The sequence below is a fragment of the Streptomyces sp. NPDC006743 genome, assembly GCF_040703815.1.
Lineage (GTDB): Bacteria > Actinomycetota > Actinomycetes > Streptomycetales > Streptomycetaceae > Streptomyces.
Genome location: NZ_JBEYJA010000025.1, coordinates 13,441 through 38,140, shown reverse-complemented (window position 1 = coordinate 38,140; position 24,700 = coordinate 13,441). Strand labels below are relative to the sequence as shown.

Here is a 24,700-nt window from a genome sequence, read left to right as displayed (position 1 = left end):
GGCTCACTTGCGGCCGGGCGTCCAGTTCATGCCCCACCCGTAGGCCTGGTCGATGGTGCGCTGGGGACTCACCCCGCGCGCGGGGACCAGGTAGCGGGCCTCCCGCTGGACGACGAGGTCGCCGCCGATGTTGGTGATCAGTGCGAGCGCGCACACCGTGGAGGGCACCGTGCACTCGTCCAGGGAGAAGTCGACCGCCGCTCCGTGCTGCGGCTGGAGGGTGACCGTGGCGTGCAGGTCGGCGAAGGAGCGGGCGCCCTCGTAGATGGTCACGAAGACGAGGATGCGCCGGAAGTCGTGCGTGTGGTCGAGGTTGACGGTGAGGTTCTCGCCCGTGGCCAGGGCGCCGGTGCGGTCGTCGCCGTCGAGGTGGATGTAGGGGGGCCGGTGCAGGGCCCCGAAGGCGTTGCCGAGGGCCTGGACGACGCCCTTGCGGCCGTCGGCGAGTTCGTACAGCGCGCACAGGTCGAGGTCGAGGTCGGCGTGGGTCGCTACGGCCCGGCCGCGTTTGCCGGCCCAGCCGGTGAACTGTTTGCGCACCTGCCAGTTGAGGTTCACGCGCATCGCGCCCGAGGTGCCGCCCTGCTTGGCCAGCGAGACGGAAGGGGCCGCCTTGGTGAGCGTGACCTTGGTGAGGCGGACGGGGGCGGGCGGCGGGGGTGCGGTGGGCGGCGGGAACGCGGGCGCGGAGGCCGTGACGGGCGGCGGCAGGGGCACCGGCGGGCCGGCGGGGGGCGGTGTGGCGGGGGCGGGGGCCGGCGCCCCGGCCGCGGCCCCTCCGGCCCGCTGAGAGGGGGGCGGGGTGCGGGCCGCCGCCGGGGCCGGGGGCGGCGCGGCGTGCTGGGGCTGGTCCACGGTGATGCCGAAGTCGGTTGCCAGGCCCTCCAGTCCGCTGCTGTAGCCCTGGCCGACGGCACGGAACTTCCAGGCGCCCTGGCGGCGGTAGAACTCGCCCAGCACGAAGGCGGTCTCGACACTCGCCCCGGTGCTGTCGAAGCGGGCGACCACGGTGTCCGCCGCGGCGTCCCGCACCTCGATGTAGAGGCCGGGCACCTGGCCGAACGTGCCGCCGTCCGCCGAGGCGGCCAGCACAACCCGGTCGATCGCCGCCTCCACGCGCGCGAGGTCGGCGACGAGCGTGTCGGTCGCCTGTCCCGCGAGGTCGCGCTTGCCCTCGTGGCGCACCGCGCCGGAGGTGTGGGCCGGCTGGTTGTAGAAGACGAAGTCCCCGTCGGAGCGCACTTTTCCGCTTCCCGCCAGCAGCAGGGCGGAGGCGTCCACGTCGGGGACGCCGGGACCGGACCGCCGGCCCACCTCGACACGCAGGGCCGTGGTCGGCACCGGCGTGTTCGATCCCTTCGGCATGGACATGTGCGCCCCCTCACCTCGGCCGGGCCGATCTCCCCGATCCCGGCGCTGCGTCGACTCGCTCCCCGCCCAACCTATGCCCGCGGGGCGGGACTCTCACGAGGAGCGGCGGAACTGGCCCGGCGCGCCTCCCGTAACGCCCCAGAACCCTGCTCCTTACACGATCCAAACCCCCCGCGGCGTCCCTTTTTGTCAACTTCGCTCGGATTGGGGATCCCGCGTCACCGCCGACACGGAAAACAACCCTCTTATCGGTCTCCCCAACCAGCACATCGTGGGCTTAACTTATGTGCCATGACCTCCCCCCGCTCCACTTATGGTGGCGGCTACTACTCCGCCTCCTTCCCGGACACCCCGATCTACGACTCGCTCGTCGCCGAGCGGGGCACGCCGCAGATCGCTCCGATCCGGGTTCCCGCGCCGTACGACACGGGAAACCACGCGGGAAGCCACCTGCCCGCGCTTCCCTCGGCGCTGCCCGCCCTGCCGGCAGCCCCGTCCCAGCCCGGCTACGGCTACCCGCAGCCGCCGCAGCCCGCCCCGGTGCAGCAGGCGCCCACCGCCTACATCCCGCAGCAGGCCTCCGCCCCGCGCGGTTATCCCGGCCCGCAGCAGCAGCTTCCGCGCCCCATGACGAACGGCACGGGATACGAGGCGATGCGTCCCGCGGCCCCGCGGCCCGGTGCGGCGCCGTACCAGGACCCGTACAACAACCAGCAGTACCGCGGCTACTGATCCTTTCCGCCTCCCCCGCCCGTCCGAACCGCCTGGCAGGATGAGGTCATGGGGAATGCGGAACTGCACTCGATACACATCCATCCGGTCAAGGCGTTCCGGCCCGTGGGGCTCGGAGAAGCCGTTGTGGAGCCCTGGGGGCTGGCCGGGGACCGGCGCTGGGCCGTGACCGACGACGGGGGAAAGGTCGTCACCCAGCGCCAGCAGCCGCACCTCGCGTCGGCCGTCGCCGAGTTGTCACCCGGCGGCGGCCTTCGTCTGTCCGCGCCCGGACTCGAACCGTGCGCCGTGCCCGTGCCGCCGCCGGGGGCCACCGTGACGGTGGACATCTTCGGCGAGAAGGTGGAGGCCGTCGGGGCCGGTGCCGCCGCCGACGCCTGGTGCAGCGCCCTCGTCGGGGCCGCGGTGCGCCTGGTGCACATGGACCACCCCGCCACCCGCCGGCCCGTCGACCCGGACTTCGCGCGGCCCGGGGAGACCGTGAGCTTCGCCGACGGCTTCCCGCTGCTGATCACCTCGCTCTCCTCGCTCCACTCCCTCAACTCGCTGATCGCACAGGGCGATCACGCCGACGAGGGCCCGGTGCCGATGGACCGGTTCCGCCCGAGCGTCGTGGTGAGCGGCACTGCCGCCTGGGCGGAGGACGACTGGCAGCGGATCGCGATCGGAGAGGTCACCTTCCGGGTCGCCAAGCCGTGCGGCCGGTGCCTGGTCACCACCACCGACCAGACCACCGGTGAACGCGGCAAGGAACCCCTGCGCACCCTCGGCCGCCACCGGCGCTTCGGCGGCTCCCTGGTCTTCGGGCAGAACCTGGTGCCCGAGTCACGGGGCACCCTCCGCGTCGGCGACCCGCTCACGATCCTCGAGTGAGACCCGCCCCTTCCCGGGAACCCGTGGCCGCGGTCCGCTCGTTGGGGTTCCGTGAGAGATTCATGAGAGTGGCCGGTCGGAGGTGATTTCCCTCTCTCTTCGAGCGGCTTCCCGGATGCACGGCTCCGCGGGGGGTTATCACGGAGCGGGAAGGGGGTGCGGAAGAGTGCGGGCAATCAGCGGGCTCTGGCGCTGGCGGCACAATCCGCTGCGGCGCACGACCGATCTGGTCGAGTCATGGGTGGCGTTGGCCGCCCTGTTCCTGATCCTGGTCGCCGCCCCGGCCCTCGGTTCCCTCGTCGGTACGGTCACCCAGGACGCGCTCCAGCAGTCGGTGCGCGAGCAGCGCCACGCGCGGCATCCGGTCCCGGCCACCGTCGTAGGGAGACTGACCGCGTCCGCACCGGTCCCCGACCCGGAGATCGCGACCGGCCGGGACGTCCGCAGCCGTGTCGTCGCCGACTGGACCGGACCGGACGGCGTCCACCGGCACGGCCGGGTCACCACCGATCTCAAGAGCCCGCACCCCGGCGACCGCTTCACCCTGTGGACCGACGCGCACGGACGGACCGTGCCCCGCCCCCTGGACCCCACCACCGCCACCACGCACGCGGTGCTGGCCGGCCTCGGTACGGCCCTGGTGGCGGCGGGCCTGACCGAGGGGATACGCAGACTGGTCCTGTGGCGCCTGGTCCGCCGCAGGTACGCGCGCTGGGACCAGGCCTGGGACCGCGCCGGTCCGGACTGGGGCCGCACCGGCACCGGCAGCTGACGCCCTCCCGGCTCCGGCTGCCGCCGGCCTGCCCGCTCCGGTCAACCGACCCTCCACGCACGCGCTACGGTGGACCGGCCGACGCGTTCGGCACCCTCCGCGCGCGTGCGCGCGGCGGCCCGACGGGCTGAGCACGGCCCCGGTCCCGGCACCGGTGCGGCGCCCCGAAGGTGAACGAGCCATCAGTACGACGAGGTGGGGGCACGGCAACACCATGGCACAGGGCACGGTCCAGGTGACGCACACCGGCACATCACGGTGGCGGCGCCGCACGGGTGAGTACGCATCGCTGGCCGCCGCCCTGGAGGCCGCGGCGGACGGTGACGTCCTCACCGTCGCCGCGGGCACCTACCGCGAGAACCTCGTCGTCCAGCGCGCGGTGACCCTGCGCGGTCCCGAGGGAGCCCCCGGCGCGGTGCGCATCGCCCCCGTGGACGGGGTGCCGCTGACCGTGCGCGCCTCGGCGGTGGTGCAGGACCTGTACGTGGAGGGCCAGGACACCACCGCGCCCGCCCTGCTGGTGGAGGAGGGCACACCGGAGCTGAGGGACGTGCGGATCGTGACCCGGTCGGCGTCCGGCATCGAGGTGCGCGGCGGAGCCCGCCCCACCGTGCGGCGCTGCACGGTGGACAATCCGGCCGGCGCCGGCATCGCCGTACTCGGTTCGGGCGGCGGGGTGTTCGAGGAGTGCGAGATCCTGGCCGCCGGGCAGTCCGGCGTGTCGGTCCGGGACGCCGCCCACCCGCGTCTCGAACGCTGCCGGATCCACCACACCTCGGGCCCGGGCATCACCGTGACCGGGGACGGCTCCGCCCTGGAGGCCGTCGGCTGCGAGGTCTACGAGGTCCGCGGCAGCGGTGTGCAGGTGACCGGGCGGGCCGCCGCGCACCTCACCGACTGCGAGGTGCACCGCACCACCGCGGACGGCGTCACCCTCGACACGGACGCCGTGCTCACCCTCGCCGACTGCCGGCTCCACGACATCCCGGAGAACGCGGTGGACCTGCGTTCGCGTTCCGTGCTGACGCTGACGCGGACCACGGTGCGCCGGTTCGGGCGCAACGGCCTGTCGGTGTGGGACCCGGGGACCCGGGTGGACGCCAACCAGTGCGAGATCTCCGACAGCACCGGCGACTACCCGGCCGTGTGGATCAGTGACGGCGCGACCGCGGTCCTCGACTCCTGCCGGGTGCACGACGTGCCGGACGCCCTGTTCGTCCTGGACCGCGGTTCCCGCGCGGACGTCGTCGACAGCGACCTGTCCCAGGTGCGCAACACCGCCGTGTCGGTGAGCGACGGCGCCACGGCGCAGCTCGACGACTGCCGGATCAAGGAAGCGGCCACGGGGGCGTGGTTCCGTGACCACGGCAGCGGCGGCACGCTCGCCAACTGCACGGTGGACGCCACCCAGACCGGGGTGATCGTCACCAAGGGCGCCGACCCGACCATCGAGCGCTGCACCGTGGTCTCCCCCGCCGAGGCCGGTTTCTACGTCTCCGCCGGCGGCCGCGGCAGCTTCCTGGGATGCCGGGTCACCGGCAGCGGGGGCTACGGCTTCCATGTGATCGACGGCTGCCGCACCACGCTGAAGAAGTGCCGTACGGAGCGGTGCGCCCGCGGCGGGTACGAGTTCGCGGACGCCGGCCCGGACGCGGCACCCGGGTCGGGACCGGTCGTCGAGGACTGCGCGAGCGACGAGAGCGGCGGCGTGCGTCCGCCCGCCGCCCGGGAGACGGCCGTGCAGACGGTGCAGCCGTCGCCCGGTGCGCCCGGTCTGCTGGGGGCGGTCCCCGGGCAGCGCGGCACCGCGCAGGAGCCGCCCGCGCCCGCGGTTCAGGAGGAGCGGCCCGCGCGCACCGCGAAGGACGTGCTGGGTGAACTCGACGCCCTGGTCGGCCTGGAGAGCGTCAAGCGCGAGGTGCGGGCCCTCACGGACATGATCGAGGTGGGCCGGCGCCGGCAGCAGGCGGGACTCAAGGCCGCCTCCGTCAAGCGCCACCTGGTCTTCACCGGCTCCCCCGGCACCGGCAAGACGACGGTCGCCCGCCTGTACGGCGAGATCCTCGCCTCCCTCGGGGTCCTGGACAAGGGCCATCTCGTCGAGGTGTCCCGCGTCGACCTGGTCGGGGAGCACATCGGCTCCACCGCGATCCGCACCCAGGAGGCGTTCGAACGGGCGCGCGGCGGGGTGCTGTTCATCGACGAGGCGTACGCGCTCTCCCCCGAGGACGCCGGGCGCGACTTCGGCAAGGAGGCCATCGACACGCTGGTGAAGCTGATGGAGGACCACCGCGACGCGGTCGTGGTGATCGTCGCCGGCTACACGGCCGAGATGGAGCGGTTCCTGTCCGTCAACCCCGGCGTGGCCTCGCGCTTCTCGCGCACCATCACCTTCAGCGACTACGGTCCCGAGGAGCTGCTGCGGATCGTCGGGCAGCAGGCCGAGGAGCACGAGTACCGGCTCGCGCCGGGCACGCCGGACGCGCTGCTGAAGTACTTCACGGCGCTGCCCCGGGGCGCCGCGTTCGGCAACGGCCGCACGGCGCGGCAGACGTTCGAGGCGATGGTGGAGCGGCACGCGAGCCGGGTCGCCCAGCTCGACGACCCCGACACCGACGATCTGTCCCTGCTCTACTCCGAGGATCTGCCCGAGCTGCCCTGAACCCCGGTGTCTGCCGGTGACCGCGCGCCCGGTCGCGGGCCGGCGGCCGGGGAGGTCGACGAGTCCGCGTCGCGACGTGGTGGGGGCACTTCCGGGTGCAGCCGGGCCAGCAGCTCACGGCGTTCCTCGGCGAAGGCCGGGTCGGCCTGGTAGTCGGAGTGGCCGAGGACCGGTGCGGGCAGCGGATGCCGTGCCGTACGGCCGTAGGCGAGCGGGTCCTTCAGCGGGGCGCGGTCGACCTCCGGGCACCCGGCCCCCGGGCCGCCGTCGCGGGGCAGGCGGACGGGACCGCCGATGGGGTCGGTGAGCCGGTACAGGTTGCGCCAGCAGACCACGTCGCGGTGCAGTCCGGTGAGGGCGCCCGGTCCGAAGTGGGCCGGGAACCAGCGGCCGTAGAGGCGGGTCAGCGGGGAGCCGTAGGTGAGCAGCGCGACCCGGCGGCGGACCGCCGGGGTGAGCTGCCAGGCCGCGGCGGCTGCCAGCACACTGCCCTGTGAGTGTCCGGACAGGACGAGACGGCCCCCGGTGGCCCGGGTCCAGGTGGCCATCCGCCAGGTGAGGTCGGGGACCGCGCGTTCCGCGTAGCACGGCGGCGCGAAGGGGTGGGCGGCGCGCGGCCAGAAGGTGCCGACGTCCCAGAGGATGCCGATGGTGCGCCGGGCGGAGGCGTCCTTGTAGGCGCGCCGGCCCCAGGTGACGAACGCTATGAACCCGAGTCCGACGAGCCAGGAGCCCAGTGCCTGCGCGGTCTGGGCGGCGCCCTGGACGGCCGGGTGGACCTCGCCGGCGGCCTGGACCGGGGTCCGGCCGGTGCCGAGGGCGCCGACGAGCGCGACGGTGCCCAGCAGGAGGGTGGCGGCGGAGACGACGCCGACGACGAGCGGCGCGTCGTCGGTGAGGGTGGCCGTCGCGCGCGTGCGGGCGATCCGGCGGGTGCGCTCGCGGTCGGCCGGCTCGTCCGGGAAGTCCCGCCGTACCGCTGCGCGCTCGGCGCGCGCCAGCCGCCAGGTGCGGCCGGCGAGCCGCCCGCACAGCACCAGCAGCAACAGGAGCAGCGGAGGGATGACGGACGCCTGCCAGGTGAGCAGGACCGGCGGTCCCTGGATCCAGCCGCCGGTGCCGTCCAGCCAGTCGGCCACGCGCTGGGCGACGCCGCCGGACATGACTCCGCCGAGCGCGCAGGACAGCATGGCGACCGCCGGTCCGCCCTGGCCGCGCAGCGCGGCCCGCTGTCCGCCGGCAGCGGGCGGCGTACCCGGCCGGTGGTCGGCGGACCGGCCGCGGTGCAGCACTCCCGCGGTGACGGCGAGGGCGACGACCAGGGCGCCCTGCACCAGGGAGACGGCACCGAAGGCGGCGTCGCCCTGCAGCCGGCCCGCGGACGTCCAGCCGGGGCGCGACCAGCCGCCGTAGACCAGGGCGAGGGCGAACAGCAGGAGCGCGCCGAGCGGCAGCCACCGTACGAGGCGGCGGTCCAGGTGCCGGTCGAGGCGGTGCTCGCTGCGGCCCCGGCGGCAGACCACGGCCACCGCCAGGGCGGCCGTGCCGGCGAGGGCGGCGTGCAGCAGCCAGCCCAGGGCCTCCAGGGCCGCGGGGCCGCCCGGCCGCCGGTCGAAGCGCGCGGCGGGGACGGCGACCGCCGCGGCGACGGTCAGCAGTCCGGCGGCGGTGTGCGCTCCGCGCAGCCGGGCCACCAGGCGCCTGCCGTACCAGAAGCCGGGCCGGGCCAGGGAGCCGCCGCCCGGTTCCTCCTCGGCTTCGGGGCCCGGGGACGGCGGCTGCTGGGACTCGTAGGCGCTCCAGGTGCGGTGGGAGAGGTGGCACAGCAGGCCGGTGAGGGCGGCGGGCACCAGCGCGGCCAGGGCGAGCCGGCGGCCGGGCTGGCTCCACCAGCCGCCCGTGGCGGGCGAGAGGAAGGCCAGCCAGGAGTGGCGTGCGGTGCAGGCGAGTGTGCCCGCGCACTGCCAGGCGGCCAGGTCGAGGGCGACCTCGCAGGCGGCGGCGACGAGCAGCACGGTGAGGGTCAGACCGGCCAGCCGGACCAGCAGACCGTACAGGCGTACGGTGCGGGGGCGGCCGTGGGCCCCGGGGCGCATCCAGTGGGCGAGGTTGACGACCATGAACGGCAGCAGCAACAGCCACAGGGCGCGGCTGCCGTCGCCGGAGGTGAGGTTGCACCAGACGTACGCCTCGGGCACCGGCCGGCCGGGGCCCCGCCCCGCCAGGGTCTCGGCGTCCGCGTCGGCGGCCCGGCGGTAGACCGCCGCGGTGTCGTCGCCGGTGACCCGTACCGTCCGCTCGTCGTCGAGCATCTTCTCGGGCGTGGTGCCGCCGACGCCGTGCACGAGGAGTTCCAGCGCGGGCGGGGGCGGTCCTGACGGCGCGCCGGGGCTCCCGGCCGGACGCGCCCCGCCCGCCCCGTCCGGCGCACCGGGTCCGTCGGCCCGGGCAGCGCCGCCGGGTCCGTCAGGCCCGTCGGCTCCGTCAGCGCTCCCATCGGGTCCGTCAGGCTTGTCAGGTGCGTCAGGCCCGTGAGAGCCATCGGGTCGGTCAGGCTTTTCCGGTCCGTCCGATCCGCCCGGTCCGCCCCGTCCGTCCGGTGCATCCGGTCCGTTCGCCGTCGGGTGTCCTCGTGTCTGTGCCACTGCCGCACTTCCCTCGGGTCGCGCCGTCGTCCTTGCCGGTGCGCGACCAGGATCTCCGCCGGCGGCCCGCCGCACAGCCCCTGTCACGCAATCTCCCCGATCCGGGTGACATCGGAGTGAGGGGGGCGTGCGGCCCGGGCGCTTGTTTCTGGCATGAGCGCGTCGGGGCGGGGGATGGCGCCGCGGCGGGTGACCCGTGAAAGGATGGGGCGCCCGCGCACCGGGGCTGTCCGGACCTCCTCGCCGGACCCGCCGCGCAGGCGCGGGTCGGACGGCTTGAGGCGAAAGGAACCGGAGCACACGTGAGCGAGAATCAGAACCTCCTCGCGGAGCAGCGGCGCGCCCTGATCCTCGACGAGGTCCGGCGCCGGGGCGGGGTGCGGGTCAACGAGCTGACCCGCAAGCTCGGCGTGTCGGACATGACGGTCCGCCGTGACCTGGACGCGCTGGCCCGTCAGGGCATGCTGGAGAAGGTGCACGGCGGCGCGGTCCCGGTCGTGGAGGCCAGTACGCACGAGCCCGGCTTCGAGGCCAAGTCGGGTCTGGAGCTGACGGCCAAGGAGGACATCGCGCGGGCCGCCGCCGAGCTGGTGGCGCCGGGCTCGGCGATCGCCCTCTCGGGCGGTACGACGACGTATGCGCTGGCCCATCACCTGGTGGACCTGCCGGACCTGACGGTGGTCACCAACTCGGTCCGGGTCGCGGACGTCTTCCACACGGCGCAGCGCACCTCCGGCCAGCGCCAGGGCGCGGCGACCGTGGTGCTGACCGGCGGTGTGCGCACACCGTCCGACTCGCTGGTGGGCCCGGTGGCCGACCAGGCGATCGCGGCGCTCCACTTCGACATGCTCTTCCTCGGGGTGCACGGGATATCGGCCGAGGCCGGTCTGTCGACCCCGAACCTCGCGGAGGCGGAGACGAACCGGCGGCTGGTGCAGTCCGCACGGCGTGTCGTGGTGATCGCCGACCACACCAAGTGGGGTGTGGTCGGGCTGAGTTCGTTCGCGACACTGGAGCAGGTGGACACCCTGGTGACGGACGCCGGGCTGCCGGCGCAGGCGCGCACCGAGATCTCGGAACACCTGCGGCTGGTGGTGGCGGGCGAGACCGTGGAGGGCTCAGCCGGCTGACGCCCCCGCAGGGGTGCCGCCGCCGACGGGGGCGAACGGGCGGCGAACCGACCGGACGGCGGCCGGCGGGCCGGCGGGACTGTCCCCGGCTCAGCGCGGCCAGGTGCCGGTGGTCAGGAACGCTTCGATCGCCGCCGTGAACGGCGCGCTGTCCAGGCCCTGTTCGGCCAGCCAGGTGTCCGAGTAGTACTTGTCGAGGTAGCGGTCGCCCGGGTCGCACAGGAGCGTGACGACACTCCCGCGGCGTCCCTGCTCCCGCATCTCGGCGACGATCTTCAGGGCGCTCCACAGCCCGGTGCCGGTGGAGCCGCCGGCCTTGCGGCCGATGACCCGCTCCAGGGCGCGGACGGCGGCGACGGCGGCGGCGTCGGGCACCTTCATCATCCGGTCGATGGCGCCGGGCACGAAGCTCGGTTCCATGCGCGGGCGGCCGATGCCCTCGATGCGTGAGCCGCGCTCGCAGGTGACGTCCGCGTCCCCGGTGGTCCAGCCCTCGAAGAAACAGGAGTTGTCCGGGTCGGCGACGCAGACGCGGGTGTCGTACTGCATGTAGTGGACGTAGCGCGCGAGGGTGGCGGAGGTGCCGCCGGTGCCCGCGGTGGCCACGATCCACGCGGGCTCGGGGAACCGTTCCAGCTCCAGCTGGCGGAAGATGGATTCGGCGATGTTGTTGTTGCCCCGCCAGTCCGTGGCCCGCTCGGCGTAGGTGAACTGGTCCATGTAGTGGCCGCCGGTGTCCACCGCCAGCCGCGCCGCGGCCTCGTACATCGTGCGCGGGTCGTCCACGAAGTGGCAGCGCGCGCCGTGGAACTCGATCAGGCGGCACTTCTCCGCGCTCGTCGTACGCGGCATCACCGCGATGAAGGGCACCCCGATCAGCTTGGCGAAGTACGCCTCGGAGACGGCCGTGGACCCGCTGGAGGCCTCGATGACCGGGCGGTCCGGCCGGATCCAGCCGTTGCACAGGCCGTACAGGAACAGGGAGCGCGCCAGGCGGTGCTTCAGGCTGCCGGTCGGATGGGTCGACTCGTCCTTCAGGTACAGGTCGACCCCCCATTCCTCGGGCAGCGGGAAGCGGAGCAGGTGGGTGTCGGCGGAGCGGTTGGCGTCGGCCTGGACCTTGCGGACGGCCTCTTTGAGCCAGTCGCGGTAGCCGGTGTCGCTGCGGTCGACGTCGAGGGTCTCGCCGGTCCGGCGCTGCTCGGTGGTGCTCACGGCCGTACTCCTCAAACTGGGCTCACGGTGCCCGCGACGGCGTGTCGCACGGCCCGACGCACTCGATGATAGACACCTTCGGCACGCCTTTCACCTGCATAAACGCCACTTTGAGCGGCTCAAAGGCTGCCCTGGGGCGCGACGCGCCAGAGCGCGTCGGCGGCGCACTGCGGGCATCGGCCGGGGCGCGTTCGCGCGAGTGCTCCGGGTCCGGGCCCGCCGGGGTCCCACGTGCTCTGGTGCTCCGTGCCGAAGCGGGGCAGACTGCACCGCGCGGGACGAACAGCCCGCCGGAAACGCGCCGGGCCCCGGACGAACCGTGCCGGTTCGTGTCCCGTCGGTATCGGAGCCGGGCGTGCGGGCGTGTCCCGGCGGCGACGGGAGCCGGCGCGCGCACCGGGCGCCGGCGCATGCAAGGGGGCGGTCAGGGATGGCGGAGCCGGAGTTCACGGCCAGGGGGGTGCGGATCGCGCGGCGGCTGCGCTCGCTGACCCGGGCCGGGCGGGTGCGGATCAGCGACGGCAGGCTGGAGCTGCTGACCAGCTACGGCAGCGAGATCGACAGCGCGCCGATCCGTGCGGTGCGCGCGTCCAGGCCGTGGCTGGCCCCGGAGGACCGGGCGCTGGCCGACCTCAACGGCCACCGGTACGTGCTCACCCTCGCCGCGGACGACCCTCCGCCCGGGGAGCCGGGTCCGCCGGCCGCCGAGCGGTTCATCGAGGCGGTCCGCCGGGCGGCGGGACGGGACGGCTGAACGTCGGAAGGTGACTCGAAGTTGCGGTACCGAACCCCTTGCGCCACGCTGGTCTCACGTCACTCTGGGTTTACCGGCGATAACGCTGCGAACCAGCCCGCCGGCCACGACAGCAGGCGGCAGTGTCACGCAGGCGCCCTGCTGCATCCGAAACGTCGTGTTCTTCCGGACCTCAACGTCGGGGAGTCGCAGCCGTGATCAGTCACCCAAGCAGGCACTGCACGGTGGAGCTCCAAGCCCTGCCGTCGCGGATCGGCCAGGTCCGCAGAATCGTATCGGCGCACTTGCGCTACTGGCATCTGGATCCTCTGATAGACCGGGCCGCGCTCGGTGTGACGGAGTTGCTGACCAACGTCCACCAGCACGCCCGGCCCGACAAACTGTGCACCGTCGAGCTGGAGTTGCTGCTCGACCGGCTCACCGTCTCCGTACGCGACCATGATCCACGTCTTCCCGTGGTGGAGGACATGGGCGAGATCGCACCGCTGGCCACCGAGGGCCGGGGGCTCGCGATGGTGGCCGCGATGAGCGAGAGCTGGGGTGCTCGCCCGGACGGCGAGGAGGGCAAGGTGGTGTGGTTCACCCTGCCCACGGCCGCCGGTCCGGTCGGGGTGCCCGCACGGGTACCGCGGCTGGTGGGCGGGGAGCAGTCCGTGCCCCGGTTCACCGAGGTCGGCCCCGCCCTCGACGGCGCGCGCCCCGCGCACGCTCCCGCCCGGTCGGCCGTTGTCGGGTGACCGGGCGGTGAGGACGCGCGGGGACGCGACCCTCGGCCGCCCACGCCGTTCCGGTGACCCGCTGCGGTGAGCCACCGGAACGACCGCGGGCGGCTGCGGTGCGTGCGCGGCCGGCGGCCGGTCGGCGGTGCTGTCGGCGCCACCGGTGGCGGCGTGGTCACAGGGCACCCGTCCTGCCCGTACGCCGAACTGCCCCCCGGCACCGGCAGTCGGCGCCCGAACTTCCTCGGACGCTCGCCCGAAGCGCTCTCGAGGCGCTCTCGAAGTGCCGCGGACAAGTTCGGGAGTTCCCCGAGGAGTTGCGGAGAACCCCGGGTGGGCCTCCGAGGAGTCCGCCGGTGACGCCCCGGTGGCGGCCCCGGGAGGGAGTCCGGGTCGTCGTACGGCCGGTGGCTGTGTGCGTACCGCGCGAGGGGTACGCGGGCGTGGCCGTGTCCGGTCGCAGTGCCGCGGTGTCAGGACAGCCGGTGCGTCGGCTCGTCGGTGGTCGCCGCCCAGGTGGCCAGCAGGCGCAGGCGGTCGTGGGCGGGGGTGCCGGGCTCGGCGCTGTACGCGGTGAGGGTCAGCCCCGGGTCGGCCGGCAGCGGCAGGGCTTCGAAGAGGAGGGCGAGGTCACCGACGGCGGGGTGGCGGAAGGTCTTCACGCCGGTCTGGTGCAGCCGTACGTCGTGGGCGGCCCACAGGGTGCGGAACTCCTCACTGCGGGTGCAGAGTTCACCGACCAGGTCGGTCAGCTCCCGGTTGTACGGGTCGCGCCCCGCCTCCGTGCGCAGCAGGGCGACGGTCGTGTGGGCGGTGCCTTCCCAGTCGGGACAGAGATCGCGGGCGCCGTCGTCCAGGAAGCGGAAGCGGGCGAGGTTGGCGGGGCGGGCCGGGCCGGCGAACAGCGGTGCGTACAGGTCGCGGCCGAGGTCGTTGACGGCGAGGACGTCGAGACGCCCGTTGCGGATGAAGGCGGGCGCGTCGGTCATCGCGTGCAGCAGGCTGAGCAGACCGGGCCGGATCTGCTGCGGGCGTCCGCGGCGCGGGCCGCGGCGGGTGGTGTCGGCGGTGCGCGCGAGATCGAACAGGTGCCTGCGCTCCGCCTCGTCGAGCAGGAGGGCACGGGCGAGGGCGTCGAGCACGGTCTGTGAGGCACCGTTCAGGCTGCCCCGTTCCAGGCGGGCGTAGTACTCGACGCTGACTCCGGCGAGAAGCGCGACCTCCTCGCGGCGCAGCCCCGGGACGCGCCGGTTGCGGCCGTGCGCCGGCAGGCCCGCCTGCCGCGGGGTGATCTTGTTGCGGCGAGTGGTCAGGAACTCGCGGATCTCGGTGCGGTTGTCCACCCGACCGAGGGCACGTCCGCCGCCACGCGTGTGGGGTGCCCTGCCGGTACACGTATCAGCGAGTCCTTCCCCACCCCCGTGACCTGCGGTTGCATCGATCCGGGGCGCGATGGCGGGCACCGGCTCTGCGATGGCGGCGCCCCGGTGGAACGAAAGGAAGGACGACGATGACGAGCGAGCACACCGAGCCCTCGGGCGCGCAGAAGATGCTGGGGGACTTCGCTCCCGCGCTGGTCGGGTACACGGACGACGTGCTGTTCGGGCAGGTCTGGGAGGGCCGGGAGCTCTCCCCGCGCGACCGCAGCCTGGTGACCGTCGCTTCCCTGGTGACCAGCGGCAGCACCGAGCAGCTCCGCTACCACCTGACGCTGGCCAGGGAGAACGGGGCGAGCGAGCAGGAGCTGATCGCGGTCCTCACCCACCTGGCGTTCTACGCCGGGTGGCCCCGGGCCATGTCCGCGATGACCGTGGCCAAGCAGCTCTTCCGAGCCTCCTGACCGGAGCCCCCGGGGGCTCCCTCCCGGGGCGGCGGGGCCGCCCTCCGGGCCCTGCCCGGCCCGGACCCACCGCCCCGGCCCCCTTTTCACCGACCGCACGGAGACGAACGACACCATGGAACTTCTCGCACAGCCCCCGACCATGAAACTCCCCGCCGAGTGGTTCACCGGCGACGCCTACGCCGACGTCCTCCTGCGGGGCGAGGAGCCCTCCCGCGCCCGGGCGAACATGGTCCGCTTCACGCCCGGCGCCCGCACGGCCTGGCACTCGCACGGCCTGGGCCAGACCCTCTGCATCGTCGAGGGCGTCGCGCTGGTCCAGGCGCGCGGCGGCGCGATCCTCGAGGCCCGCCCGGGCGACGTGATCTGGACCCCGCCGGGCGAGGAGCACTGGCACGGCGCGGCCCCCGGCACGTTCATGACCCACCTGGCGCTGTGGGAGGGCGACGAGACGACCTGGCTGGAGCACGTGACGGACGCCGAGTACGCAGGCCCGCGCGTCGGCACCCGCGACCGCACCTGAGAAGCGACGACGAGCGGGGACCCCCCGTACGCGCAACGATCAGCAGTCCTGGCGTGCGCCGGCACCGCCCGGTCCGTGCGGCGGGCGCTGCGATGCACCCGCCCCGGCGGCGACGTCGGCTTCGACGGGTGCCGCACGGCGTGGGGATCGACGGTCAGGAACTGTTCTCCCACGCCGGCCGCGCGGCGGGCCGGCCCCGGTGCGGGCCTTCCTGCCGGTTCTGATCGAACGGGGGCCTGACGGCCGTACCGATCCGGACAGGGCCTTCGACCTGAATCTCCCGCTGGAGGAGGTGGCCCAGGGTCACCGGGCCGTGGACGAACGCCGCGCGCTCAGGACGCTGCTCCGGCCCTGAGCGGGCCGCCCGCTCATGAGGCCGCCGTGCCCTGCCCTGCCGGCGGCCCGGCCGGTCCGGTCCGGGTCAGGTCAGTGCCGCCAGCGGGTCGTCGAGGACCGGCTGCCAGGCCAGCTCGGCCGCGCCGACCAGGCTGTTGTGGGCCAGCGTGCAGGGCAGGATGGGGACCCCGCCGCTCTGCCCCCACAGACTGCGGTCGGCGACGACGGCCCGCAGCCGGCCGGGGTCGGCGTCGAGCAGGGCGCGGTGCAGTCCGCCGAGGATGATCCGGTCCGGGTTGAGGATGTTCACCAGTCCGGCGAGCCCGAGGCCCAGGCGGTCGATCAGGGCGGCCGTGGCCGTGCGGACGGCCGGGTCGTCGTAGTGGCCGCGGATCAGGTCCTCGGCCTGCTTCAGCAGCGACACCTCGGGGCCCGGTTCCCGGCCCGCGGCGGTGAGGAAGGCCAGCGGGTCGGCCTCCACGTCGAGGCAGCCGCGGCTGCCGCAGTGGCAGGGCCGGCCCTCGGGGTTCACGGTGAGGTGGCCGACCTCCAGCGCCAGCCCCGAACTGCCGGTGTGCAGCCGCCCGTCCAGCACCAGCGCGCCGCCCACGCCCCGGTGTCCGGTGGCCACGCACAGCAGGTCGCGGGCGCCGCGTCCGGCGCCGTGCCGGTGCTCGGCGAGCGCGGCGAGGTTGACGTCGTTCGCCGCGAACGCCGGTCCGCCGATGCCGGCCTCGCGTACGCACCGGGCGAAGATCCGCCGCACGGGGGCGCCCGCGGGCCAGGCGAGATGGAGCGGGTTCAGGGCCGTGCCGTCCGGTTCGGCGACCGCGGAGGGCACGGCGAGACCCGCCCCGACGCAGCGCCGCCCGGTGGCCCGCAGCAGCTCGGCGCCCGCCTCGACGACCGAGCCGAGCACCTTGGCCGGGTCGGCGTCGACGGTCTCGCAGCCCGGCGCGGTCGCCACGATCCGGCCGCCGAGCCCCACCAGGGCGGCCCGGAAGCCGTCCGCGTGCACCTGGGCGGCCAGGGCCACGGGGCCCTCGTCCGCGACCGTGAGCCGGTGCGAGGGCCGTCCCTGGGAACCGGCCGCCGCCCCCGGCCGGGCGTCCACCCGGATCAGGCCCAGCGCCTCCAGCTCGGCGGCGACCGCACCGGCCGTCGCCCGGGTCACGCCCAGTTCGGCGGTGAGCACGGCGCGGGTCGGGGCACGTCCGGTGTGCACCAGCTCCAGGGCGGGTCCGAGCGCACCGCGCCCCCGGTCCAGCCGCGTCCTCGAGGGGGTCCCTTCCCCCGCCGCCCGGGGGTCCGCCTTGCCGCTCATGAGGCCGAGTCTCCCATGATCCGCGGGCCCGGCCGGCGGGTCCGCCGGGCCGATCGTGCCGCAGGTCAGCGGCGGTGCGGATCAGCCCAGGTGAGCGGGGTCCGGTGCGGGCGGCGGCACGGCGCGGGATCCGGCGGAGGGATCCTGGAACCCGCTCACCCGGAGCGTGACGTTCAGCCGCCCGGTGAGGCCCGACTCACGCGGTGCGGTGCCCCCGTGGACGCGCGGCACGCCGTGGTACGCCAGCCGGGACGGGCCGCCGAACACGAACAGGTCACCGCTGCGCAGCTCGACGTCCGTGTACGGCTTCGCCCGGGTGCGGGTGTTGCCGAAGCGGAACACGCAGGTGTCGCCGAGGCTCAGCGACACCACGGGTGCGCCGGACTTCTCGTCGCTGTCGCGGTGCATGCCCATACGGGCGTCGGCGTCGTAGAAGTTGATGAGCGCGATGTCGTACGCAGCCGCGCCGGCCCCGTCGGCTCCGAACGCGTCCGTGCCGGCCCCCTGCGCCGCGAGCGCGCCGGTTCCCAGCGCGTCCGCGACCGCGCGCCGGCCCAGCTCCCCGAGCCAGGCCGGGAAGGGTTTGACCGGGGCGCCGTCGCCGTCGACCGCCGTGGGCGCGTAGCCGTACGGGTACCAGTGCCGGCCGAGGCAGACCTGCCGGGCGGTCATCGTGCCGCCGCCGGGGGTGCGCACCGTGCGCAGGCCGGCCGGCGGGCGGGCCCACTCCCGGCAGGCGGCCAGCAGCTCGCGCTGCCCGGCCGCGTCCAGCCAGTCCGGTACGTGCACGGCACCCGGCGCGATCTCCGTACGGGAACGGGGGAACAGCTCGGCGTCCATGCCTCCATCCTGCCCGAGCGGTCGTGAGCTGCGGCTCGGCTAGCCTGGACGCACGATGAACGACCGTATGACGACTGCCTGGGGCGAGCCGGCGCTGGCCCGGTTCCCCGAGGACCCGCGCGACCGGCTGCGTGCCTGGGACGCCTCCGACGAGTACCTGCTGCGACACCTCGCCGAACAGTCCATCGACCTGTCCGGCACGGTCGTGGTCCTCGGGGACCGCTGGGGCGCGCTGGTCACGGCGCTGGCGGCGCACCGGCCGGTGCACATCACGGACTCCTACCTCGGGCAGGAAGCGGCTCGCGCCAACCTCGCCCGCAACGGGGTGGGGACCGGGGCGGTGCGCCTGCTGACCACTCAGGACCCGCCGCCCGGACGGATCGACGTCCTGCTGGTGCGGGTGCCCAAGAGCCTCGCCCTGCTGGAGGACCAGCTGCTGCGGCTGGCACCGGGGGTGCACGCGGGCACGGTGGTCGTCGGCACCGGCATGGTCAAGGAGATCCACACCTCCACTCTGGCGCTGTTCGAGCGGGTCCTGGGCCCCACCCGGACCTCACTGGCCGAGCGCAAGGCGCGGCTGATCCTGTGCCGGCCGGACCCGGCGCTGGAACGGCCCGCGAACCCGTGGCCGTACACGTACACGCTGCCCGACGGGGTCGGCGCGGTCTCCGGGCGGCCGGTCGTCAACCACGCGGGGGTCTTCTGCGCCGACCGGCTCGACATCGGCACCCGTTTCCTCCTGGAGCACCTGCCGGACGCGCGCACCGCGCGCCGCGTGGTGGACCTGGGCTGCGGCAACGGTGTGGTGGGTACGGCGGTGGCGCTGGCGCACCCGGGGGCCGAGGTGCTGTTCACGGACGAGTCGTTCCAGGCGGTGGCGTCGGCGGAGGCGACGTACAAGGCGAACGGGGTGCCGGGGCACGCGGAGTTCCGGGTCGGGGACGGCCTGGACGGGGTGCCGGCCGGCAGCGTGGACCTGGTGCTGAACAACCCGCCCTTCCACTCGCACCAGGCGACGACGGACGCGACGGCGTGGCGGATGTTCACCGGGGCGCGGCGGGCGCTGCGCCCCGGTGGTGCGCTGTGGGTGGTCGGCAACCGGCACCTGGGTTATCACGTGAAGCTGCGCCGGCTGTTCGGCAATTGCCGGCTGGTGGCCGGCAACCCGAAGTTCGTGGTGCTGACGGCCGTCAAGAGGTAGCCGCTGCACCCGCCGTGCCGAGGCCGTCCGGTGCGGCGGCGCCCTCGGACGCACCGGCGGCGGCCGGCGTGCCGGTGTCGTCCGAGGCGGCCCGGACGGCCGGCGTGCCGATCACGCGGATGAGGCGTTCCACCTCCCGCGCCATCGCCTCGCGGCCCACTCCCAGGTACTTGCGGGAGTCGACCGCCTCCGGGTGGGCGGCGAGGAAGTCGCGGACCGCCGCGGTCATCGCGATGTTGAGGGCGGTGCCGATGTTGACCTTGGCGATGCCGCCGGTGACGGCCGCCGTCAGTTCGCCGTCGGGCACGCCGGAGGAGCCGTGCAGGACGAGCGGGACGTCCAGCGCGCCGGCCAGGCTCTTGATGAGGTCATGGTCGAGGGCGGCGGTGCGTTCCGTCATGGCGTGCGTGTTGCCGATGGCCACGGCCAGGGCGTCCACGCCGGAGTCGGTGACGAACGCGTGCGCCTCGGTGGGGTCGGTACGGGCACCCGGGGCGTGGGCGTCCAGCGGCGGCCGGCCGTCCTTGCCGCCGACCTCCCCCAGCTCCGCCTCGATCCACAGGCCCCGGGAGTGCGCCCACTCGGCGGCGGCCCGGGTCGCGGCGAGGTTCTCCGCGTAGGGCAGCCGCGCCGCGTCGTACATCACCGAGCCGAAGCCCGCGTCGGCGGCCTGGCGCAGCAGGTCGTCGCTCTGCACGTGGTCGAGGTGCAAGGCGACGGGGACGGCTGCCCGTTCGGCCGCGGCGACGGCGGCGCGGGCGAGCGGCAGCAGCCGCCCGTAGCGGTACGCGACCGCGTTCTCGCTGACCTGGAGGAGGACGGGTGCGCCGGCCGCCTCGGCGCCCGCGACGACGGCCTCGATGTGTTCCAGGGTGATGATGTTGAACGCGGCGACGGCGGAGCGCGCGGCGGCTGCGCTGGCGACCAGGTCGCCGGTGGCTGCAAGCGGCACGGCCTGTTCCTTTCGGGAAGGGGGCGGGGCAGGCGGTCAGGGGGTGAGGATCACCGAGCGGGTGAGGTGGCGCGGCTGGTCGGGGTCGAGGCCGCGGGAGGCGGCGACGGCCACCGCGAGGCGCTGGGCGCGCACGAGTTCGGCCAGCGGGTCGAGGGTGCCCTGGACCCACAGCGCGCCCGTGCCGCGGACCTGCTCGGCGAGGCCTTCCGGTGCCTCGTCGAGCGCCCAGGTGGCCGTTCCCCGGGTGGTGACGCTGATGGGGCCGTGGCGGTACTCCATCGCCGGGTACGCCTCGGTCCAGGACAGGGAGGCCTCGCGCATCTTGAGGCCGGCCTCGTTGGCGAGGCCCACGGTCCAGCCGCGGCCCAGGAAGGTGAACTGCGTGCAGTCGACGAGCCCTTCGGGCAGGGGCCCGGCCAGTGCGGTGCGGGCGTCGGCGACCACGGCGTCGGTGTGCAGGCCGAGGTGGGCGCGCAGCAGGGTGAGCGCGGTGGTGGCGAACCGGGTCTGCACGACCGAGCGTTCGTCCGCGTAGTCGAGGACGACGACGTCGTCGGCGGCGGACATGACCGGGGTGGCCGGGTCCGCCGTGACGGCGGTGGTGCGGGTGGTGCCCTTCAACCCGTCCAGCAGGTCGAGGACTTCGGTGGTGGTGCCGGACCGGGTCAGGGCGATCACGCGGTCGTAGGCACGGCCTCGGGGGAATTCCGAGGCGGCGAAGGCGTCGGTCTCGCCCTGGCCGGCGCCCTCGCGCAGCGCCGCGGCGGACTGCGCCATGAAGTACGAGGTCCCGCAGCCGACGATCGCGACCCGTTCCCCCGGGGCCGGCAGCGCCCGGCCGTGCTCCGCGGCTTCGGCCGCGACTCGGGTCCAGCACTCCGGCTGGCTGGTCAGCTCGTCCTCGACATGGCTCATGGCACACCCTCCCGGGTCATCTGATTGTTCTTGCAAGATACAGCCCACTTTCGAGCACAATCAAGCATTTCACTGCGCGTCGGGTGCGCTAAGGTCGCGGAGGACGGACGAACGGAGGCCGCCGATGTCGCGCGACGCCCGCTGGAAGGCGCTGCTGGAACTGCTCGTGGAGCACGGCCGCCTGGAGGTCGAGGAGGCGGCGACCCGGCTGGAGGTGTCGGCCGCCACGATCCGGCGCGACTTCGACCAGCTCGCCGAGCAGCAGATGCTCGTACGCACCCGGGGCGGCGCGGTCGTGCACGGCGTCTCCTACGAGCTGCCGCTGCGCTACAAGACAGCCCGCCGCGCATCGGAGAAGCAGCGCATCGCCCAGGCCGTCGCCGGCCTCGTCGCGCCCGGGGAGGCGGTGGGCCTGACCGGCGGCACCACGACCACGGAGGTGGCGCGCGCCCTGGCGGTGCGCGGCGACCTCGGCTCCGGCTCGCCCGCCCTGACCGTGGTGACGAACGCGCTCAACATCGCCAACGAGCTGGCCGTGCGGCCCCAGTTCAAGATCGTGGTGACCGGCGGGGTCGCCCGCCCGCAGTCGTACGAGCTGATCGGGCCGCTGGCGGACGGCGTGCTCGGGCAGATCACGCTCGACGTGGCGGTGCTCGGGGTGGTCGCCTTCGACGTCACGCACGGTGCGGCGGCCCACGACGAGGCGGAGGCGGCCATCAACCGGGTGCTGTGCGAGCGCGCCGAGCGCGTCGTCGTGGCCGCGGACTCCAGCAAGCTGGGGCGCCGCGCCTTCGCCCGCATCTGCCCGGCGGAGTCGGTGGACACCCTGGTCACGGACGCGGCGGCGGGCCAGGAGACGGTCCGCAGGTTCGAGGAGGCGGGGGTCCGGGTGGTCACCGTCTGAGACCGGGGCACGCCGGGGGCTGCGGCCGCCCGGGGGGAGAGCCCGGGTCCGCGGTCCCACCGGGCCGCTCGACGCCTGCCGACGGCCCGGAACCGCCGCGGCGATCGGAGCAGGCGGGACGCCCGGGGTCTCGGGGCGGACCGAGGTGTCCGGCGTGTTCGCCGCGTACCGGGACCGTGGCCGGGGCCCGGGCGGGTCAGGTGCGCAGGAAACCCACACCACGGCCGTCGTTGCAGCCCGCCGGGACCGGACGGTCCTCCCCCGCTCCCCCCTGATCGGCCTTGAGCGCGACGCTCATGAGGGACAGGAGGAGATCGACGTCGGCCGAGGCGTCCAGGCGGATCGTCACCCAGGAGGAGCCCGGCACGACACGGACGGCGGCGAAGCGTCGGAGGTCGCCCGACAGCCGGCGTATGGCCCGGTCGGTCAGCTTGAGGTCGACGTCGCGGTCGGAGTGGAAGTGGGCGATCTCCCCGTGCGCCGAGCTGAGCGCCTGCCCGGTGCCACAGCTCGGTACCGCTTCCATCAGGTCGGGCCAGGTGGCCAGTTGGGCGAGAGCGCGCGCGGCGAGCGTCATGGGCCCATCATGGCGCGCTCACCGCACGGCAACCGACACGTGAGGAAGCCTTAACCGATCCGTGTCCAAAACGGGAAGGCCGCCTCACCCGTTCGGGCAAGACCCGCCGGACGGCCCATCGGCGCGGTGGTGGCCGCCCCGCGCAGGCACCACCCTGGTCCCCGGGGGCGACCGCCCCCGGTCCGGTCGCGGAGGAGTGGTGGGCGCATGGTCGGCAGTCGGGCGGAGCAGCCGGACCACACGGCGGTGCGGGTCGCGCTGTGGCGGGCGCTGCACCTGCGGGCCGATCCGCCGCCGCACGTCTTCGAGGACGAGGTGGGCCTGCGCCTGGCGGACCCCGGCGAGGACTGGCGCGCGCGACCGGACATGGACCCGGAGGGGACGCGGGCGTTCCGGGCGGGCATCGTGGCCCGGGCCCGCTTCGTCGAGGACCTGGTCGTGGCGGAGGCCGGGCGGGGCGTCACGCAGTACGTAATCCTCGGCGCCGGTCTGGACACCTTCGTCCAGCGCCGGCCCGAGGTGGCGGCCGGGATGCGGGTGTTCGAGGTGGACCAGCCGGAGCCGCAGGCGTGGAAGCGGCGGCGCCTGGCCGAACTGGGACTGGGGGTCCCCGACGGCCTGCGGCTGGTGCCCGTCGACTTCGAGGCGGGCGGCTCCTGGTGGGAGGAACTGGTCGCGGCCGGGTTCGACACGGCCGGCCCGGCGGTGGTGGCCTGCACGGGCGTGAGCATGTACCTCACGCGGGAGGCGATCACGGGCACGCTGCGCCAGGTGGCGGGACTCGCGCCCGGCTCCACGCTGGCCATGACGTTCATGCAGCCCGCGGAACTGCTGGAGCCGGTGATGCGCGACCTGCTGGAGACCACCGCGCGCCGGGCGCGGGCCTCGGGGACGCCGTTCCTCAGCTTCTTCTCCCCGCCGCAGATGCTCTCCCTCGCGCGCGAGGCGGGGTTCGCGCAGGTGCGGCACGTGCCGGCGGAGGACCTGGCGCGGCGCTACTTCAGCGGCCGGACGGACGGGCTGCGTCCGGCGGCCGCGGAGGAACTGCTGGTGGCCACGGTCTGAACCGTCGAAGGCGCCCCGGCCTGCGGCACGCTTCGGCGCCGAGCGTCCCGGGGGCCCTGTCGTGGCGCTGGTCGCGCTGGTTGGATCGTCGCGCTGGGTGCGTCGTAGCGCTCGTCGCGCCGGTTGCGGCGTGGCGCTCGTCGCGCCGGTTGCGCCGTAGCGCTCGTCGCGCCGGTTGCGGCGTGGCGCTCGTCGCGCTCCTTCCGCCCGCGCGCAGGCCTCTGATCGCTTCTGGGGGCACACTTGCAGTAAGAGCTGCGAACAGAAGTGGGGCCCCGGCGGGCGGCGCCCGGCACGCGCCCTCGTCGCGTCGCCACAAAGCCCTGGTGGCTCCGCTGCAAGGACCTTCCGGCGCCTTGCGGTCGCACGCACCGGACACCGCCCGCTGATCGGACCCCACCTCCGTTCGCAGCTCCAAGGCCCGTAGGTCTGGCACGAGGGGGTGTCGGAAGTGACACGTCGTGCGGGAGTGTGGCGGTGGCGATGGCGGCGCAATCCACTCCGCCGGACCAGCGATGTGATCGAGGCGTGGATCCTGCTGGCCGCCTGGGTCCTCGCCCTGGTGGGCGGTCTGGTGGCCGGGCTGCTGACGGTGGGCGCGATGCAGCAGACGGCGGAACGCGCCCGCGCGCAGAGCCACCCGGTGACCGCCGTGCTCACCCGGGACGGCCCCGGGGGGAACGACCGGCCGGCCGGCGGCGCCCTGGTGTGGGGGACGGTCCGCTGGACCGAACCCGACGGCGCCGGCCACACGGACCGCACCCGGGTCCCGGCCGCCGCCACCCCCGGGTCCCGCATCACCGTCTGGACCAACGGGCACGGCGCCCTGACCTCCCCGCCCGCCTCGGCGGCCGACACGGCCTTCCAGTCGGTCCTGGGCGGACTGTGGGCCGGAACGGCGACCGTCGGTCTCGTCATCGGCACCGCGAAACTCGCGCAGTCCCGTCTGGACCACCACCGCTTCGACCAGTGGGACGACGAATGGGCCCGCATGGACACCCGCTGGGGCCGTATGACGGGCTGACCGGCACCCTGGGGAGAGGCCGACCAGCACCAGGGGAGAGGTGGCGCGGCGCCCGCACCGCGACGGGCCGCCGCCCCGGTTGCGCGGGGCCCGCTCGTCCGCCGGGCCACTCCGCTGAGCTGTCCGGCGGCGCCCTCGCGGTGCGGCCGGCCGCTGCGGCGAGGCCGTCCCAGCGCGACCGTTGCCGCGCGGCCGTTCCTGTACCTGCGACGCGGGATCCCGGGGCGGCCGGCCGCTGGGGCGAGGCCGTCCCGACGCGGCCGTCCCCACCGCGGTCATCGCCGCGCGGCCACCGCGACGCGGCCGTTCCTCTACTTCCGGCA

At 74.7% G+C, this 24,700-nt stretch carries 22 protein-coding genes and 1 pseudogene; 14 read left to right on the top strand and 9 right to left on the bottom strand.

The window, feature by feature from the left end; translation table 11 throughout:
• Window positions 1–3 precede the first annotated feature (3 nt).
• Complete coding sequence (locus ABZ719_RS21120) at window positions 4–1,371, bottom strand: TerD family protein (RefSeq protein ID WP_366726714.1); 1,368 nt, start codon at window positions 1,369–1,371, stop codon at window positions 4–6.
• A gap of 291 nt (window positions 1,372–1,662) precedes the next feature.
• On the opposite strand from ABZ719_RS21120, the gene ABZ719_RS21115 reads away from it, so the two are divergent.
• From ABZ719_RS21115 to ABZ719_RS21100, 4 genes are all read left to right on the top strand, one after another.
• A complete protein-coding gene (locus tag ABZ719_RS21115) occupies window positions 1,663–2,103 on the top strand; it encodes a DUF6643 family protein (RefSeq protein WP_366726713.1) in 441 nt (146 codons plus the stop codon).
• A gap of 48 nt (window positions 2,104–2,151) precedes the next feature.
• The gene (locus tag ABZ719_RS21110; RefSeq protein ID WP_366726712.1) at window positions 2,152–2,976 is read left to right on the top strand and encodes an MOSC N-terminal beta barrel domain-containing protein; all 825 of its coding nucleotides are present in this window, start codon (window positions 2,152–2,154) and stop codon (window positions 2,974–2,976) included.
• A gap of 166 nt (window positions 2,977–3,142) precedes the next feature.
• Complete coding sequence (locus ABZ719_RS21105; protein ID WP_366726711.1) at window positions 3,143–3,748, top strand: hypothetical protein; 606 nt, start codon at window positions 3,143–3,145, stop codon at window positions 3,746–3,748.
• 214 nt (window positions 3,749–3,962) lie between these two features.
• The gene (locus tag ABZ719_RS21100; protein ID WP_366726710.1) at window positions 3,963–6,410 is read left to right on the top strand and encodes a right-handed parallel beta-helix repeat-containing protein; all 2,448 of its coding nucleotides are present in this window, start codon (window positions 3,963–3,965) and stop codon (window positions 6,408–6,410) included.
• Here ABZ719_RS21100 and ABZ719_RS21095 read toward each other — a convergent pair.
• Window positions 6,380–8,767 carry a hypothetical protein gene (locus ABZ719_RS21095; protein WP_366726767.1) on the bottom strand — a complete coding sequence of 796 codons (2,388 nt, stop codon included), beginning with the start codon at window positions 8,765–8,767 and terminating at the stop codon, window positions 6,380–6,382. The genes ABZ719_RS21100 and ABZ719_RS21095 overlap by 31 nt on opposite strands.
• A 590-nt stretch (window positions 8,768–9,357) precedes the next feature.
• On the opposite strand from ABZ719_RS21095, the gene ABZ719_RS21090 reads away from it, so the two are divergent.
• Window positions 9,358–10,185, top strand: coding sequence for a DeoR/GlpR family DNA-binding transcription regulator (locus ABZ719_RS21090; RefSeq protein ID WP_366726709.1), 828 nt, complete (start codon window positions 9,358–9,360; stop codon window positions 10,183–10,185).
• Between the two features lie 90 nt (window positions 10,186–10,275).
• On the opposite strand, the gene ABZ719_RS21085 is transcribed toward ABZ719_RS21090, so the two are convergent.
• Entirely contained in the window at window positions 10,276–11,400 is a 1,125-nt protein-coding gene (locus tag ABZ719_RS21085; protein WP_366726708.1) for a PLP-dependent cysteine synthase family protein, read from the bottom strand.
• A gap of 430 nt (window positions 11,401–11,830) precedes the next feature.
• Between ABZ719_RS21085 and ABZ719_RS21080 the strand changes: the two genes are divergently transcribed.
• Both ABZ719_RS21080 and ABZ719_RS21075 read left to right on the top strand, forming a co-directional pair.
• On the top strand, window positions 11,831–12,154 hold the full coding sequence (locus ABZ719_RS21080) for a hypothetical protein (protein ID WP_366726707.1): 324 nt from the start codon (window positions 11,831–11,833) through the stop codon (window positions 12,152–12,154).
• A 194-nt stretch (window positions 12,155–12,348) separates the two neighbouring features.
• Window positions 12,349–12,891 carry an ATP-binding protein gene (locus tag ABZ719_RS21075; RefSeq protein ID WP_366726706.1) on the top strand — a complete coding sequence of 181 codons (543 nt, stop codon included), beginning with the start codon at window positions 12,349–12,351 and terminating at the stop codon, window positions 12,889–12,891.
• Window positions 12,892–13,346: 455 nt separating this feature from the next.
• Here ABZ719_RS21075 and ABZ719_RS21070 read toward each other — a convergent pair whose 3' ends face one another.
• On the bottom strand, window positions 13,347–14,216 hold the full coding sequence (locus tag ABZ719_RS21070; protein ID WP_366726705.1) for a helix-turn-helix domain-containing protein: 870 nt from the start codon (window positions 14,214–14,216) through the stop codon (window positions 13,347–13,349).
• A 167-nt stretch (window positions 14,217–14,383) separates the two neighbouring features.
• Here ABZ719_RS21070 and ABZ719_RS21065 point away from each other — a divergent pair, with 167 nt between their 5' ends.
• The 3 genes and pseudogenes from ABZ719_RS21065 to ABZ719_RS21055 form a co-directional block, all read left to right on the top strand.
• Window positions 14,384–14,713: a carboxymuconolactone decarboxylase family protein gene (locus tag ABZ719_RS21065; RefSeq protein WP_366726704.1), complete on the top strand. Its 330-nt coding sequence runs from the start codon at window positions 14,384–14,386 to the stop codon at window positions 14,711–14,713.
• A gap of 115 nt (window positions 14,714–14,828) precedes the next feature.
• A complete protein-coding gene (locus tag ABZ719_RS21060) occupies window positions 14,829–15,236 on the top strand; it encodes a cupin domain-containing protein (RefSeq protein ID WP_366726703.1) in 408 nt (135 codons plus the stop codon).
• A gap of 42 nt (window positions 15,237–15,278) precedes the next feature.
• Window positions 15,279–15,591: pseudogene (locus ABZ719_RS21055) on the top strand (IMP dehydrogenase); the annotation flags it as partial.
• 66 nt (window positions 15,592–15,657) lie between these two features.
• Here the strand turns inward: ABZ719_RS21055 and ABZ719_RS21050 are convergent.
• Both ABZ719_RS21050 and ABZ719_RS21045 read right to left on the bottom strand, forming a co-directional pair.
• Window positions 15,658–16,896: an ROK family protein gene (locus ABZ719_RS21050; RefSeq protein WP_366726702.1), complete on the bottom strand. Its 1,239-nt coding sequence runs from the start codon at window positions 16,894–16,896 to the stop codon at window positions 15,658–15,660.
• Between the two features lie 81 nt (window positions 16,897–16,977).
• Window positions 16,978–17,736, bottom strand: a complete 759-nt coding sequence (locus ABZ719_RS21045) for an alpha-ketoglutarate-dependent dioxygenase AlkB (RefSeq protein ID WP_366726701.1) — start codon at window positions 17,734–17,736, stop codon at window positions 16,978–16,980.
• 67 nt (window positions 17,737–17,803) lie between these two features.
• Between ABZ719_RS21045 and ABZ719_RS21040 the strand changes: the two genes are divergently transcribed.
• Window positions 17,804–18,937 carry a methyltransferase gene (locus ABZ719_RS21040; protein WP_366726700.1) on the top strand — a complete coding sequence of 378 codons (1,134 nt, stop codon included), beginning with the start codon at window positions 17,804–17,806 and terminating at the stop codon, window positions 18,935–18,937.
• Here ABZ719_RS21040 and ABZ719_RS21035 read toward each other — a convergent pair.
• The gene (locus ABZ719_RS21035; protein WP_366726699.1) at window positions 18,927–19,889 is read right to left on the bottom strand and encodes a ketose-bisphosphate aldolase; all 963 of its coding nucleotides are present in this window, start codon (window positions 19,887–19,889) and stop codon (window positions 18,927–18,929) included. The genes ABZ719_RS21040 and ABZ719_RS21035 overlap by 11 nt on opposite strands.
• Window positions 19,890–19,925: 36 nt before the next feature.
• Window positions 19,926–20,807 carry a sugar isomerase gene (locus ABZ719_RS21030; RefSeq protein WP_366726698.1) on the bottom strand — a complete coding sequence of 294 codons (882 nt, stop codon included), beginning with the start codon at window positions 20,805–20,807 and terminating at the stop codon, window positions 19,926–19,928.
• A gap of 124 nt (window positions 20,808–20,931) precedes the next feature.
• On the opposite strand from ABZ719_RS21030, the gene ABZ719_RS21025 reads away from it, so the two are divergent.
• Window positions 20,932–21,711: a DeoR/GlpR family DNA-binding transcription regulator gene (locus tag ABZ719_RS21025; RefSeq protein ID WP_037854614.1), complete on the top strand. Its 780-nt coding sequence runs from the start codon at window positions 20,932–20,934 to the stop codon at window positions 21,709–21,711.
• Between the two features lie 196 nt (window positions 21,712–21,907).
• On the opposite strand, the gene ABZ719_RS21020 is transcribed toward ABZ719_RS21025, so the two are convergent.
• Entirely contained in the window at window positions 21,908–22,288 is a 381-nt protein-coding gene (locus ABZ719_RS21020) for a luciferase family protein (protein WP_366726697.1), read from the bottom strand.
• 207 nt (window positions 22,289–22,495) lie between these two features.
• Between ABZ719_RS21020 and ABZ719_RS21015 the strand changes: the two genes are divergently transcribed.
• Both ABZ719_RS21015 and ABZ719_RS21010 read left to right on the top strand, forming a co-directional pair.
• A complete protein-coding gene (locus ABZ719_RS21015) occupies window positions 22,496–23,353 on the top strand; it encodes a class I SAM-dependent methyltransferase (protein ID WP_366726696.1) in 858 nt (285 codons plus the stop codon).
• A gap of 517 nt (window positions 23,354–23,870) precedes the next feature.
• Window positions 23,871–24,377 carry a hypothetical protein gene (locus tag ABZ719_RS21010; RefSeq protein WP_366726695.1) on the top strand — a complete coding sequence of 169 codons (507 nt, stop codon included), beginning with the start codon at window positions 23,871–23,873 and terminating at the stop codon, window positions 24,375–24,377.
• Window positions 24,378–24,700: the final 323 nt, after the last annotated feature.